15 protein-coding genes and 1 pseudogene are annotated in these 13,203 nt (G+C 40.1%); 2 read left to right on the top strand and 14 right to left on the bottom strand.

Annotation, left to right across the window (positions count from 1 at the left end; all coding sequences use genetic code 11):
• Positions 1–2 precede the first annotated feature (2 nt).
• From FJN11_RS02425 to FJN11_RS02355, 13 genes and pseudogenes are all read right to left on the bottom strand, one after another.
• Positions 3–341 carry a zinc ribbon domain-containing protein YjdM gene (locus tag FJN11_RS02425; protein WP_001061596.1) on the bottom strand — a complete coding sequence of 113 codons (339 nt, stop codon included), beginning with the start codon at positions 339–341 and terminating at the stop codon, positions 3–5.
• A gap of 207 nt (positions 342–548) precedes the next feature.
• Positions 549–1,067, bottom strand: a complete 519-nt coding sequence (locus tag FJN11_RS02415; RefSeq protein WP_140223968.1) for a Dps family protein — start codon at positions 1,065–1,067, stop codon at positions 549–551.
• 151 nt (positions 1,068–1,218) lie between these two features.
• Positions 1,219–1,861: pseudogene (locus FJN11_RS02410) on the bottom strand (ABC transporter ATP-binding protein); the annotation flags it as partial.
• 90 nt (positions 1,862–1,951) lie between these two features.
• Entirely contained in the window at positions 1,952–2,710 is a 759-nt protein-coding gene (tpiA, locus tag FJN11_RS02405; RefSeq protein WP_140223967.1) for a triose-phosphate isomerase, read from the bottom strand.
• A gap of 97 nt (positions 2,711–2,807) precedes the next feature.
• Positions 2,808–3,485 carry a DnaD domain-containing protein gene (locus tag FJN11_RS02400; RefSeq protein WP_140223966.1) on the bottom strand — a complete coding sequence of 226 codons (678 nt, stop codon included), beginning with the start codon at positions 3,483–3,485 and terminating at the stop codon, positions 2,808–2,810.
• An 8-nt stretch (positions 3,486–3,493) separates the two neighbouring features.
• On the bottom strand, positions 3,494–4,438 hold the full coding sequence (gene metA, locus FJN11_RS02395; RefSeq protein ID WP_049492384.1) for a homoserine O-acetyltransferase MetA: 945 nt from the start codon (positions 4,436–4,438) through the stop codon (positions 3,494–3,496).
• Positions 4,439–4,726: 288 nt separating this feature from the next.
• Entirely contained in the window at positions 4,727–5,239 is a 513-nt protein-coding gene (locus FJN11_RS02385) for an adenine phosphoribosyltransferase (protein WP_001049318.1), read from the bottom strand.
• Between the two features lie 85 nt (positions 5,240–5,324).
• Positions 5,325–6,083, bottom strand: coding sequence for a class I SAM-dependent methyltransferase (locus tag FJN11_RS02380; protein ID WP_049551995.1), 759 nt, complete (start codon positions 6,081–6,083; stop codon positions 5,325–5,327).
• 488 nt (positions 6,084–6,571) lie between these two features.
• Complete coding sequence (gene rplA, locus FJN11_RS02375) at positions 6,572–7,261, bottom strand: 50S ribosomal protein L1 (RefSeq protein ID WP_001085675.1); 690 nt, start codon at positions 7,259–7,261, stop codon at positions 6,572–6,574.
• Between the two features lie 207 nt (positions 7,262–7,468).
• Positions 7,469–7,894, bottom strand: a complete 426-nt coding sequence (gene rplK, locus FJN11_RS02370) for a 50S ribosomal protein L11 (protein ID WP_001085806.1) — start codon at positions 7,892–7,894, stop codon at positions 7,469–7,471.
• A gap of 122 nt (positions 7,895–8,016) precedes the next feature.
• On the bottom strand, positions 8,017–8,733 hold the full coding sequence (ldcB, locus tag FJN11_RS02365) for an LD-carboxypeptidase LdcB/DacB (protein WP_140223965.1): 717 nt from the start codon (positions 8,731–8,733) through the stop codon (positions 8,017–8,019).
• 2 nt (positions 8,734–8,735) lie between these two features.
• Positions 8,736–9,206 carry an HIT family protein gene (locus FJN11_RS02360; RefSeq protein ID WP_140223964.1) on the bottom strand — a complete coding sequence of 157 codons (471 nt, stop codon included), beginning with the start codon at positions 9,204–9,206 and terminating at the stop codon, positions 8,736–8,738.
• A gap of 1 nt (position 9,207) precedes the next feature.
• Positions 9,208–10,245 (bottom strand): M42 family metallopeptidase, encoded by a 1,038-nt coding sequence (locus FJN11_RS02355; protein ID WP_070842643.1) that lies wholly within the window; start codon positions 10,243–10,245, stop codon positions 9,208–9,210.
• A gap of 141 nt (positions 10,246–10,386) precedes the next feature.
• Between FJN11_RS02355 and FJN11_RS02350 the strand changes: the two genes are divergently transcribed.
• Entirely contained in the window at positions 10,387–10,938 is a 552-nt protein-coding gene (locus FJN11_RS02350) for a DUF1307 domain-containing protein (RefSeq protein ID WP_042750447.1), read from the top strand.
• Between the two features lie 313 nt (positions 10,939–11,251).
• The gene (locus FJN11_RS02345) at positions 11,252–11,791 is read left to right on the top strand and encodes a DUF1307 domain-containing protein (protein WP_049551993.1); all 540 of its coding nucleotides are present in this window, start codon (positions 11,252–11,254) and stop codon (positions 11,789–11,791) included.
• 47 nt (positions 11,792–11,838) lie between these two features.
• Here FJN11_RS02345 and brnQ read toward each other — a convergent pair whose 3' ends face one another.
• Entirely contained in the window at positions 11,839–13,164 is a 1,326-nt protein-coding gene (brnQ, locus tag FJN11_RS02340) for a branched-chain amino acid transport system II carrier protein (RefSeq protein WP_001074581.1), read from the bottom strand.
• Between the last annotated feature and the right edge of the window lie 39 nt (positions 13,165–13,203).

Genomic DNA, 13,203 nt, shown 5'->3' with positions numbered 1-13,203 from the left:
GCTTAAATTTTCTTCACAAACTCTGATTTGAGTTTCATGGCACCGAAACCATCGATTTTACAGTCGATATTGTGGTCGCCTTCTACGATGCGGATATTTTTCACGCGCGTCCCTTGTTTCAAATCTTTTGGCGCACCTTTTACTTTCAAGTCCTTGATGAGGGTTACAGTATCACCGTCAGCCAATTTATTCCCGTTGGCATCGATAGCAACAAGGCCCTCTTCTACATCTGCAACTTCAGCAGGATTCCACTCATAAGCACACTCTGGGCAAACCAGTAGAGCACCGTCTTCGTAGACATACTCTGAGTTACATTTTGGGCAATTTGGTAAGTTGTTCATGGTTTCTCCTTATCATCATTCACTATTCTTTGAAAATCAAAATTTCTCGAACAGCAACTATTATACCTTAAAATCAGCATTTTGACAAATGAGTCGCCGGAGAAGCAAAGAAAAAATCATGTAGCTTTGTCTGCTACATGATTTTTAAAAGATAGTTTATCATGAGTAGTGATACAGAAACTCATGATAGAAAGGGATGCATTTATCTTACAAACCAGGTGCTTGTCCAAGTTCTGCGGCAAGCATCCAGATTGTTTTATCAGTTTCAGTTTTAGCATCTGAGAAGATACCGTTTGTCACATCGTCACCCTCTTCATCAGTGACATTCAAACCTTTTTGGAAGAGTTCTGACAAGTAACGGTAGATAGCAAGGACACGTTCCAAGCTTTCTTCAACATTACGGTATTCACCAGCTTCTTCTTCGATTTCACTGTTTTGAAGGAATTCTGTCAATGTAGAGAATGGGCTTCCACCAAGTGTAATCAAGCGTTCGCTGATTTCATCTAATTGACCATCAAGAGCTTCCATATACTCATCCATTTTTGGATGCCATACAAGGAAACCGCGACCACGCATGTACCAGTGCACTTGGTGCAAAGCAACGTGAGCTACATACAAATCAGCAACAGCTTGGTTCAAGACTTCCTTTGTTTTTGCCAATGCTACTGGCGCTGCTTTTGTCAATGATGTTACGTCTTTTACTGCTTCTTTTTTCAATTCTACCATTTTATTTTACCTCATTCATTATTATTTGTAACCACTTCTTAATGATTACTACCTTAGTATACTACTAAGGAAAACCAATAGCAAGCCAAATGACTCACATGAGAAAAGTTGCAATAGACTGATAATTTAAGAAAAGTTTAGTTAGTTCTGATTAGCTCACTTTATAAGATTTACTTGAAAATTGACTATGGTAAAGATCATAATAAAAAACCTTTCGCTTGGAGTACACTTTCGTGATTTCCCTGCTCAATAATCTGTCCATCCTTAAGAACGAGAATCTCATTTGCTTCTTGAATGGTCGAGAGACAGCGGGCGATGACAAAACTGTTCCTTCCTTTCATCAACCCTTTCATAGCTTTTTGAATCAAAAGTTCCAAACGGGTATCAATAGAGGAAGTCGCCTCATCCAAAATGAGAATTTTAGGATTAGCTAGAATAGCAAGCGCGATGGTCAACAGTTGTTTTTGCCCGAGGGAAATATTGCTGGAATCTTGGTTCATCTCCATGTTATAACCACCAGGAAGAGTTAGGATAAAGTGATCTATATTAGCCACTTTGGCAGCTTCCATTATTTCTTCGTCACTAGCTTCAAGATTTCAAAAACGGAGACTTTCTTTGATAATACTTTCGTAGTGCCAAGCATCCTGCAAGACCATCCCAAACTGACGGCGGTACTCTTGGCGTGACAATTTGCGAATATTCTACCCGTCAACCAAGATAGAACCTGCTCTAACATCGTAAAAACGCATGAGTAGATTGATCAAGGTTGTCTTACCAGCTCCTGTAGGAAAAACTTCCTATTTCACAAAAACGCTACAAACAAAAACAAGACAGGCAGTCAAAGTCACCTAGTACTTTTAACTGTCTGTCTGGAATAACCTAGATTATTTTACAAAGTCAAGCAATGCTAAGAAGCTTTCAGCTTCAAGTGACGCACCACCAACAAGGGCACCGTCAACGTCTGGGCAAGCCATGTATGAAGCAACGTTTTCAGGTTTAACAGAACCACCGTATTGAACACGAACTTTGTCCGCAACTTCTTGACCAAAGTCAGCAGCTACAACGTCACGAACAACTTTACACATTTTTTGTGCGTCGTCTTGTGAAGCTGATTTACCAGTACCAATAGCCCAGATTGGCTCGTAAGCGATAACTGATGCAGCAACTTGTTCAGCAGTCAAGCCAGCCAATGCAGCAGATACTTGAGCACCTACAAATTCAGCAGCTTTACCAGCTTCGTAAGTTTCAAGTGACTCACCACAACAGATGATTGGAAGCATACCGTTTGCAAAGATTGCTTTTGCTTTTTTGTTGATATCTTCGTCAGTTTCATGGAAGTAGTCACGGCGTTCTGAGTGACCGATAACAACGTAGTCAGTACCGATTTCTTTCAAAACTTGTGGGCTAGTTTCACCAGTAAAAGCACCTGCATTTTCAAAGTAGCAGTTTTGAGCAGCAACTTTAAGGTTTGAACCTTTTGCAGCAGCAATAACAGTTGTCAAATCAAGAGCTGGAGCAGCGATACCTGCTTCAACAAGATCTGATGAAGGAAGTTTTGATGCAACTGCTTCAACAAATGCTTTAGCTTCTTCTGGATTTTTGTTCATTTTCCAGTTACCAGCGATAAATGGTTTACGTGACATTTCACATACCTCTTTTTTCAATTTATTTTCTATTTATTTTATCACAATTATACACAGCTTGCAAATCTTACTCGGATTTCAAGCCTGCTTCCAACGATTAATCCTTCCAGAGATCCATAGCATTTCTGAAATCTGCAGATACCTGTGTCAACTGAGGATTGCTTGCTTCTCTTTCTGCTCGTTTAGCCTCCACTTGAGCTACAGATTGGATGCCTTCATGACGCCAATTTCTCAAAATCGCCTGGATATACTTCCAGTTTGGTTTGCCATTCAAAACAGCTTCACGAAGAGCTTCCTTAATCAAGTCAGCACTGGTCCCATCTTCTTTTAGTGTCTTGGTCAAATCCTCAATCTCAAAAGGTGTCAACAAGCGTCCCAACTCCTGCTGGAAGGTTTCCACCAAATCCTTGAGCTGATTTTGAGGTGTCAACTGGTCTGAACTCGAATGAGCGGCTCCAAGCAAGTCATCCAAACGTTCCAAAGCCAAACTAGCATCAAACAGCAATTCAATTTCGCCATTTAATTCGATAGTACGATACTGAAGCAGCCCCCTCTCGGTCAGATTGGAAATGGCCTGATTGACATCCGAAATTTCCTTGCCAATCCTTTCAGCAATCTGGCTTGGCGACATTTCATCCAAACCTGTCGTATTTTGCAAATAGAAAAATTGCCAGACCAGAAAATCATCGCTAGAAGGAAATAGTTCCTTAAAATGCAAGAGCAGGGCACTCGGTAAAACCAAGTTCCCTGATTTAAAAGCGTCTAAATATGTCATAATTCCTCTTATAAATACCCAAAAGCAGATGCATCATCTTCTATTTTTCTCCAATCAAAAGGGGTTTCCTGATAGACGGCATAATTCACCCAGTTACTGAAAAAGAGGGCTGCTGATGAAGACCAACAAAGACAAGGTGTCTGGTTGACATCATCATCCTTAAAGTAATTTTCTGGAATATGTGGGTCTAAACCTGCATCACGGTCCCTAAAATACTCTTTTGCCAAGGTATCACGGTCATATTCCAAATGCCCAAAACTATAAATTTCTCGCAAATCACGACTGGCCAAAATAGAAACTCCAACCTGAGGTCCTTCTGATAAAATTTCAAGATTGGTTTTGTTTAAGATTTCTTCCTTAGAAATCTCCGTGTGCCGAGAATGAGGGGATACATAGCTATCGTCAAAGCCTCTAAAGAGAAGATGACCTTCCTTTAAAGTATCCTGAGGATAAATACCTGATAACTTACTGTCCATCTGGTATTTTTCCACCCCATAGCGCAAATAAAGACCAGCCTGAGCCCCCCAACAGATATGAAGGGTCGAATAGACATGGGTCTTGGACCACTCGATTACCTGACTGAATTCCTCCCAATAGTCCACTTCCTCAAATGGTAAATGCTCAACTGGAGCACCTGTGATAATCATCCCATCAAAATACTCATCCTTGACTTCAGGAAAAGTTTTATAAAAGGTCTCCATGTGCTCTGAACGAGTTGTTTTAGAACGGTGACTCTCCATATAGAGAAAATCAATATCCAGTTGCAGGGGCGTATTAGCCAAGTGGCGCAACAATTGAGTCTCTGTGACCATTTTTTGTGGCATGAGATTTAAAATTAAAATCTTCAAGGGACGGATATCTTGGTGGGCCGCACGTTGATCATCCATGACAAAGATATTCTCTGTCCGTAAAATCTCAACAGCTGGCAATTTTTTATCAATTCGAATCGGCATAACCCTCTCCTAACTGTACTCTTTCAGGAATCATTGCATATGTTTGAAACTCTTCGAAAATCAAATTCAAACCGCGTCAACGTTGCCTTGCCGTACTCAAGTACAGCCTACGGCTAGTTTCCTAGTTTGCTCTTTGATTTTCATTGAGTATGAAACTAAATCTCAAACACTTAGTCCTTTTATTATACTGCAAGAAGATATAGTTTTCAATTATACTTTTTCTCTAACTAGCTATAGTCTATTTTTATATCCTAATGTAGAGAAAACAGCCCTAGGGACTGTTTTTCATTAATAATGCATAAGAACTTTGTAATCGTAGTCACCGATTTTTTCACGGCCGTTCAATTCATCCAATTCAACAAGGAAGGCACAACCTGCTACAACACCACCAAGTTTTTCAATCATCTCGATGGTTGCCTTAACAGTTCCACCTGTTGCCAAGAGGTCATCCACAATAAGAACACGTTGACCTGGCTTGATGGCATCAGCATGCATAGTCAAGGTATCAACACCGTATTCTTTTTCGTAGTCAGCAGAAATAACTTCGCGTGGCAATTTACCTGGTTTACGAACAGGTGCAAAACCAATTCCCAACTCAAAGGCAACTGGACAGCCCACGATAAAACCACGAGCTTCAGGACCTACAATCATGTCAATTTTCTTGTCAGTCGCATACTGAACGATTTCACGAACAGCATAGCTGTAAGCATTCCCATCAGCCATCAAAGGACTGATATCACGGAAGGTAATGCCTTCCTTAGGATAATTTTCAATTGTTGCAATGTAATCTTTTAAATTCATCTTTTTCTTTCTTTCAAAGTTTTTACTCTCTATTATAGCATATTTTTTAAGAAAGAAAAAAGGAAAAGTTAACTTCAATAATTATCTAACGATTTGACGATTTATGACTAGCCATAGCAATAAAGCCCAAGTTCTTTTTATTCTTATTAAACATTTTATACATAGTTAAAAACTGCTTTCTATTCTCCTTTTTACAAGCATTTACACAAATTTTCAACGTTCCTAGCCAACCTTCGTCATAAATCATACCTGAAAATTTCATTAAGGTCATTTCACCAGTCAATACTTTCACATCACGATAGCCTGATTCTATCATCACCTGTTCCCAACCATCTTGAGTTAAAGGGCCTACATTTACATGAATTGCTTGTGACAGTTCCTGTCTGACAGACTCTTTAGCTTCCTTAAGAAGCACATCATGTGTCAAAAGAAGACCTTCAGGTTTTAAAACCCTTAGATATTCCATTACACATTTTTTCTTAGCTTGATCGGCTTGCATAGTCAGCATAGCTTCATTTATAACAATATCAAAACTAGCATCTTCATAAGGAAGTTTCATTGCATTAGCTCTTTCAAAACTGATTAAATGAGCAACACCTGCCGTTTCAGCAGATTTTTTAGCCACTTCTAAGGCTTGTCCATCCATATCAACAGCAGTTATCTTACAACCAAAACGCTGTGCCAACTCAATTGCTGTAGTTCCCCTATTACACGCAACCTCTAATATTCTCTTTTCTTTTGAAAATCCTCCTTCCGCAATTAACCAATCTGTGGCACGTTTTCCACCTGGACGTAAGCGTTTTTTCCCCAGTTTTGCTAAAAACTTATGACCTGCTTCTGACATTTGAACACCTCTGTTTTTTCTTCATTATAACATAAAATGATATTATCTAACAATTCTAATCTATTTTTTGATGAACTATAATCAAACGCATACAGTCTGCCATGATTATAGCAAAAATCTATTAATCACCTCTCTAGATCGAATTCAATTGCTCATGTAGTTTACGCATATAGGTTACGATAACATATTGGTACTTTAGAGTTGCCGGCCTCCTTATCCGCTATATACGCTTTACTATCACGTGCCTATTCATAGAGCCAAGATTTCTCTATCTCTTTCTCTGCCGATTCTTATTTCCAACGTCAGACTTAAACAGTCTATCCTAATTCCGTTCGATCAGCTACTCACAATAGTTAGACTTGGGAATCACTTTTGGGTTTACTAGTATATGATCCCCGCAGAGGATTTACACCTCAGATGAACGGAATGTTCGTCGCACCTAAAAAAAACGAGTACTTTCGTACTCGTTCTCTGATATAAACTACTGATTAAAGTGAGTTTACGTCAACTTTGATACCAACACCTTGAGTAGTTGTGATAGTCAAGTTTGTTACGTAAGTTCCTTTAGCTGTAGCTGGTTTTGCTTTTTGGATTGTTTCGTTGAAAGCTTTGAAGTTTTCAACCAATTTTTCAGCTTCAAATGATACTTTACCAATGATTGCTTGAACGTTACCTGCACGGTCAGCACGGTAAGTGATTTTACCACCTTTAGACTCTTCAACTGCTTTAGCAACATCCATTGTTACAGTACCAGTTTTAGGGTTTGGCATCAAGTTACGTGGCCCAAGGACACGTCCAAGACGTCCAACAAGAGCCATCATATCAGGTGTAGCGATAACTACGTCGAAGTCCAACCAACCGTCGTTGATTTTAGCAACAAGGTCATCTTCACCAACAAAGTCTGCACCAGCAGCCTTTGCTTCTTCAGCTTTTGCACCACGTGCGAAAACAAGAACGCGTGAAGTTTTACCAGTACCGTTTGGCAATACCATTGCTCCACGGATTTGTTGGTCAGCTTTTTTAACGTCGATGTTCAAGTTGTAAGCAACTTCTACAGTTGCGTCAAATTTTGCAAAGTTAGTTTCTTTTGCAAGTGCTACAGCTTCTTCTACGCTGTATGCTTTTGTGCTGTCGATTTTCTCAAGAGCAGCACGAAGTTGTTTGCTTTTTTTAGCCATTTTCTATTCTCCTTGTAAGTGGTTCAATCGATTTTCATCTCCCACGTCACTCCTCGAAATGATGAAGTCTTGCGGGTTTTCAGTCTATTATTTTTCTTTTCCTACTTCGTTAAGCTCCCTTGCTGTACTCATGTACAAGCATCAGTCACTTGCCTAGTATGAAAAGCAACTAATAGACTGCTGTGAGATTTTCTACCGTGTTATTGATTAGTCAACAACAGTGAATCCCATAGAACGAGCAGTACCTTCGATCATACGCATTGCAGACTCAATGTTTGCTGCGTTCAAATCTGGCATCTTAGTTTCTGCAATTTCTTGTACTTGTGCACGAGTAACTGTAGCAACTTTAGTTTTGTTAGGTGTACCTGATCCTTTTTCAACACCTGCAGCTTTTTTCAAAAGAACAGCAGCTGGTGGTGTTTTAGTGATGAAAGTAAATGATTTATCTTCGTAAACTGAGATAACAACTGGAATGATCATACCAGCTTGGTCAGCTGTACGAGCGTTGAACTCTTTTGTGAATCCCATGATGTTGATACCAGCTTGACCAAGAGCAGGTCCAACCGGTGGAGCTGGTGTAGCTTTACCAGCAGGGATTTGCAATTTTACAAGTTTTTCGACTTTTTTAGCCATTTTTAAATCCTCCTTTGTGGTTTTGGCGGTAATTAAAGATTTTTACCTCCCACAAGTATGCTTTACACATACTCATCTATTATACACTATTTATCTGGAATTGCAAGAGAAAAGTTTATTTTTTAATCGACGTAATCTCCACCTTCAAAGCCGAAATACTCTTCCAAACTGAGGCCACTAGCTGCAATCTCTTTAGCCTCTTTTCCGACATAACGAAGGTGCCATTCCTCAGCCATATAGCCTGTTTCCTTTTCCTTACCTTTAAGATAACGGACAACAAAACCATAATCAGCCGCATGGTCCAAGAGCCATTGGGCCGCTTTTTCTTCTGTCACCAAATCACCATTTGTCCCAATCACATCAAAGGCCAAGCCTGTCTGGTGCTCGCTATAGCCAGGGCGGGCAGAGTAACGGTCTGCTGCAGCCTTTCCATCTTTATTGACATAATCTTGATAGAGGTTAGTCTGAGTCTCGTAACTTCTAAAACCACTGTATTGATCACTAATTGGGAAGCCTGCCTCTTGCATCGCTTTGATGAGTTTGACCAACTCAGCCTTGGCTGTTGGATTTTCACCTGGATTGTAGTTTTTCGATAATGGATAGTGTTTATTTGCTACGATAATTTCATCGTATTTCCCTTGAATACTGTAGTAGTCACCTTTATTAACCACTTCTGCTTTTTTCTGGGTGGCTTCTTGAGTCTTATTTCCGACTGTTCCATCAGCTTTAGCTGTTTGTTCTGTCTTAGCTGCTCCATCTTCATTTTTTGCTTTTTCTTGTGAACAAGCTGCTAGACTCAAGGCTAGCAAGGCTGTCAAGACAAGGTATCTTTTTTTCATTTCTACTCCTTTATTTCTAATAGGTTGTCTACTTCTGGCGATAAACGTTTGACTAATTTTTCAATCTCGTCAGGTTTTGCTTGGCAGGTTTCTGCTGTCATTTCTTCAAAGGGAACCCACCAGACTGGACCACGTCCCTTGAGACCATGGCCATTCATATCACCTCTTCGTCTAGGAAACAGATGCCAATGAAGATGGGCATCACCATTTCCTAGCAGTTCGATATTCATTTTCTCGGCAGTAAAGGCCTTGGCAACTGCCTCTTGGACTAAACTCATTTCCTCTAGAAAACGGATTCTAGTTTCCTTCTCTAAATGATGCAATTCGGTGACGTGTTCCTTGGCTAGAAAGAGACTATAGCCTGCAAAATACTGGTGGTCTCCAATCACAAGATAGCCTGTTTCTAGTTCTCTCACAAAGTAGGGATTTTCCCCAGCTTTAATGAGCTCAATTCTCTGGCAAATCAAACACATATTAGTCTACCAATATGCTCTTAAGATAAGCATCAACCATACGTTCCGTTGCGACCACCGAGTCAATATGAGTGCGCTCATATGAGTGGCTAGACTCGATACCAGCACCGAGAAGGGCGTGTTTGACTTCTGCCCCTGCAGACATAGCTGCTGAAGCGTCCGAACCATAAAATGGATAGATATCCAGCTTAAATGGAATATCTTGCTCTTTAGCCAAAGCAACCAAGTGTTGACGGAAGTCGTAGTGATAAGGTCCAGAAGCATCCTTGACACAGATAGACACTGTATATTCGTCTGTTTGCTGGTCATCTCCCATAGCTCCCATATCCACAGCCAGATATTCTACTACCTGAGCAGGAATGTTAGAATTAGCACCATGCCCCACTTCTTCAAAGACTGAAAAAGCAAAATGAGTTGTTACGGGCAATTCAATCTTCTCTTCCTTATAAATACGAAGCAGGTTAAGCAAGATCGCTGCGCTGACCTTATCATCCAAATGACGAGACTTGATAAAACCTGTCTCTGTCACGACAGTTCGTGGATCAAAGCTGATAAAATCACCGACCTCAATCCCCAAGGCACGAGTTTCTTTTTCATTGGTCACTTTTACATCCAAACGCACTTCCATATTGTCCTGCGTGCGTTCTGCAGTTCCTGCATCCTTATAGACATGGCAAGAAGTCTGGTGGATGAGGATGGTTCCTGATACTTTTTCACCTGTGCTAGCCACATGAACGGTACAGTTTTCTCCTTCAATCATGTTCCAAGGGAAACCACCGATACGGTCCATTTTGAGACGGCCATCTGATTTGACAGCACGGACAATAGCACCCAGCGTATCCACATGGGCAGTCACATAGCGATGCTCCTCATCATTTTGACCTTTGATGGTCACATTGACACCACCCTTAGCTGTGCGAACCGGCTGGTAACCAAAACCTTCTAGAGTCTTGACTAAATAGTCCGAAACCTCCCGAGTGAAGCCTGTTGGCGACGCAATGGCTGTCAGTTCTTTGATATATTCTACTGTTTGATTCATTTCTTCACCTCTTTTGCTACCTATTATAACATTTTTCTAGTCAGACTCCTTCTCAAAAGGAGAAAAACTGTGTTTAGTTGCTTTCACTATAGATCCATGTTATAATACAAATACTTTGATTATGAAAGGAAAGTAACAAATATGAAATCATACTTTAAAGTATCGCTAGCCCTTGTGGCTTCACTTGTCCTCCTGCTCGGATGTTCCAAACAAGCATCAACACCTGCAAACAGCAGTTCTAAAGAAGACACAACAACTCAGTCAAGTGAGAGCAAACAAAGCACTGAGCAATCTTCTGAGAAGAAAGAAACAGCCAAGACACATACTTTTGTCAACAAAAGCAATCCTGGAATCACTTCTACCTTGGTTTATACTGTAGAAGGCGACAATGTTACCAAGCAAACCGGTCAGAATGTTGCAGATCCTGAAATCCTTGGTGCAACTCCAGAAGAGGTCAAGAGTACACTCGAGGATACCTATAAAGGTTATTACGGGCTAAAAGGTGTTAAACAAACCATTGAAATCAAAGATGGAAAAGTTGTTCAAGATCTCGAAGTTGATTACTCAACTGCAAGCCTTGACGAACTTAGAAAAGCACTCCCTGAAGAATATCCTGGTATTGGAAATCGTGTCAGTTTCTCAATCACTAAAAATGGACTAGAGACACTGGGATTCACTGAAAAGACAAACTAATCCCCTAAAATTTCATATAGACTAGTGTAGGTCCACCCCAAAAGTTAGACACAACTCTGACTCTTGGGGTATTTTTTTATAGTCCTGACCGATGAGTCCAATAGCCCCCTCTCAGTCCCATAAAAAGTGCATTTAAAACTTCATACACTTATAAAGCCATACGATAAAAGTTCTTTGAAATAGATAGAGATAAAACTTTAATTGTCAGACTAGTTTCTATTCGTTGTCAGGCCATATGAGAGGGGAGATCTAGTTGATTTTGTAGTAGAATCATGTTATAATACAAAATACTTTGATTATGAAAGAAAAAGACATGAACAAATATTTTAAAATGACTCTTTGTATAGCTCTACCATTAGCTATCTTATTGGGATGTTCAAAACAATCAACAACCTCATCAACTAGCTCAGCAAAAAGTGAAACTACTCAGGTAGAATCTACTAGCCAGCAAGCTACAGAAAACAAATCTGAAGTAAAAACTGTGACCTTTGTAAATGATACTCGTACTGGCTTTAATTCTACTTTAACCTACACTGTAGATGGAGACAAAGTATTGAAACAATCAGGTCATAATGTCTATGATCCAGAGGCTCTTGATACTACTGCTGAAACTCTTAAAGCATTTGTTGAAAAAACTTATAAAGGATATCAAGGCCTCAAAGGTGTTACTCATAGCATCAAAATCAAAGATGGAAAGGTCGTTCAAGATGCTGAAGTCGACTTCACAGTCGCAAGTATTGACGAACTTAGAAAAGCCTTACCAGAAGAATACTCAGGCGTAGGTAACTATGTTAGCTTTACTGCTTCTAAGAAAATGTTAAAAGATCTTGGATATACTGAAAAAACTAACTAAGTGTCTTTTACAAAAATAAAAAAACCTCGGCTTATGCCAAGGTTTTTTTATTCCATCTCAAAAACATCACTTTCTTGCTTGTTTGGTAGAACCAATGAGAGCAAGATTCCGACAATGGCTGGGACCAACCATGGGAGTGATGCCTTAGCAAAAGGAAGAGCATTGACAAGATTCGCAAGAAACTCAACTTTAAATGAGCTTCCTAATACGCTTGCAATGGCAATAGCTGTAACAACAGCAATTGTCAACTGCATACCTGGTTTTGAAAGAGCCACAAATTTGTTGACAATGACAATCATGACGATGGCAATCGTGATTGGATACAAGATAACCAGTACTGGAATGGAGTACTTGATAATCGCATCAAGACCCAAATTAGCAATGGCAAATCCAATCAAAGTAAAGGCTGTCGCATAAACCTTGTAGCTGATTTGTGGGAAACGCTCATTAAAGAACTCAGCTGTTGACACAATCAAACCAACTGTTGTTGTGAAGCAGGTTACGGTAACCATAGCTGCAAGGAAGAGTTGAGCTGTTGAGCCAAAGATTTCTTGAGTGGCTTGTGACAAGATGTAAACACCTGGTGTTCCACCCTTCATCGCTTCAGCTGGTACTGGGAAATGATTTCCAAGGAAACCTAAACCGATGTAAAGAGCGCTGAAAGCAAGGGCTACAACGATACCAACAACCCAAATAGTTGAAATGTATTCTTTCTTACTTGAAAATCCAAGTTGTTTCAAGGTTTGAACTGCGATTACACTAAAGGCAACTGAGGCAAGGGCATCCAAGGTATTGTAACCTTCTAAGAAACCTGTACCAAAAGCAGAAGCTTGATAAGCAGCTGAAGCAGCTTGAGGACTTGTTCCACCGTATTTGAAAGCTCCTAGTACAACCAAGATGACAATCAAAATCGCAAAGACTGGCGTTAAAATACGACCGATACGGTCCAAGATTTTTGATGGATTAAGCGAAATCAAATAGGCTGCCGCAAAATACAGAACCGTAAAGACAATCAATCCAAGACCTTTATTAGCATCCGACAAAAGGGGGCTAATCCCGACTTCATAAGCTGTTGTAGCTGTACGTGGGATAGCAAAGAATGGACCGATTGACAAGTAAAGAACTGAGAGGTAAAGAGTCGCAAACCAAGGCGCTATCTTTGTTGAAATCTCGTAGATATATCCTTTAGGATTTAGCGTTCCAATAATAAGGGTCAAGACGGCGATACCGACGCCTGAAAAGACAAAACCTGCGATGGCAGGAAGAAAATGTTCTCCAGATAGAGCACCTAGAGAAGGCGGAAAAATCAAGTTCCCCGCACCAAAAAATATTCCAAACAGGAGTAAGCCTGTTAGGGCACCTTTTTTAGCCATGAAAATCTCCTTCATATTTATAAAATACTGACCTAGTAT

Source organism: Streptococcus symci, from assembly GCF_006385165.1.
GTDB classification, from domain to species: domain Bacteria; phylum Bacillota; class Bacilli; order Lactobacillales; family Streptococcaceae; genus Streptococcus; species Streptococcus symci.
This window is presented reverse-complemented; position numbering and strand designations above follow the sequence as displayed.

Excerpts from the sequence above, each read along its gene's own strand:
- FJN11_RS02425 (WP_001061596.1), bottom strand. The coding sequence starts at position 341 with ATGAACAACTTACCAAATTGCCCAAAATGTAACTCAGAGTATGTCTAC.
- FJN11_RS02415 (WP_140223968.1), bottom strand. The coding sequence starts at position 1,067 with ATGGTAGAATTGAAAAAAGAAGCAGTAAAAGACGTAACATCATTGACA.
- tpiA (WP_140223967.1), bottom strand. The coding sequence starts at position 2,710 with ATGTCACGTAAACCATTTATCGCTGGTAACTGGAAAATGAACAAAAAT.
- FJN11_RS02400 (WP_140223966.1), bottom strand. The coding sequence starts at position 3,485 with ATGACATATTTAGACGCTTTTAAATCAGGGAACTTGGTTTTACCGAGT.
- metA (WP_049492384.1), bottom strand. The coding sequence starts at position 4,438 with ATGCCGATTCGAATTGATAAAAAATTGCCAGCTGTTGAGATTTTACGG.
- FJN11_RS02385 (WP_001049318.1), bottom strand. The coding sequence starts at position 5,239 with ATGAATTTAAAAGATTACATTGCAACAATTGAAAATTATCCTAAGGAA.
- FJN11_RS02380 (WP_049551995.1), bottom strand. The coding sequence starts at position 6,083 with ATGTCAGAAGCAGGTCATAAGTTTTTAGCAAAACTGGGGAAAAAACGC.
- rplA (WP_001085675.1), bottom strand. The coding sequence starts at position 7,261 with ATGGCTAAAAAAAGCAAACAACTTCGTGCTGCTCTTGAGAAAATCGAC.
- rplK (WP_001085806.1), bottom strand. The coding sequence starts at position 7,894 with ATGGCTAAAAAAGTCGAAAAACTTGTAAAATTGCAAATCCCTGCTGGT.
- ldcB (WP_140223965.1), bottom strand. The coding sequence starts at position 8,733 with ATGAAAAAAAGATACCTTGTCTTGACAGCCTTGCTAGCCTTGAGTCTA.
- FJN11_RS02360 (WP_140223964.1), bottom strand. The coding sequence starts at position 9,206 with ATGTGTTTGATTTGCCAGAGAATTGAGCTCATTAAAGCTGGGGAAAAT.
- FJN11_RS02355 (WP_070842643.1), bottom strand. The coding sequence starts at position 10,245 with ATGAATCAAACAGTAGAATATATCAAAGAACTGACAGCCATTGCGTCG.
- FJN11_RS02350 (WP_042750447.1), top strand. The coding sequence starts at position 10,387 with ATGAAATCATACTTTAAAGTATCGCTAGCCCTTGTGGCTTCACTTGTC.
- FJN11_RS02345 (WP_049551993.1), top strand. The coding sequence starts at position 11,252 with ATGAACAAATATTTTAAAATGACTCTTTGTATAGCTCTACCATTAGCT.
- brnQ (WP_001074581.1), bottom strand. The coding sequence starts at position 13,164 with ATGGCTAAAAAAGGTGCCCTAACAGGCTTACTCCTGTTTGGAATATTT.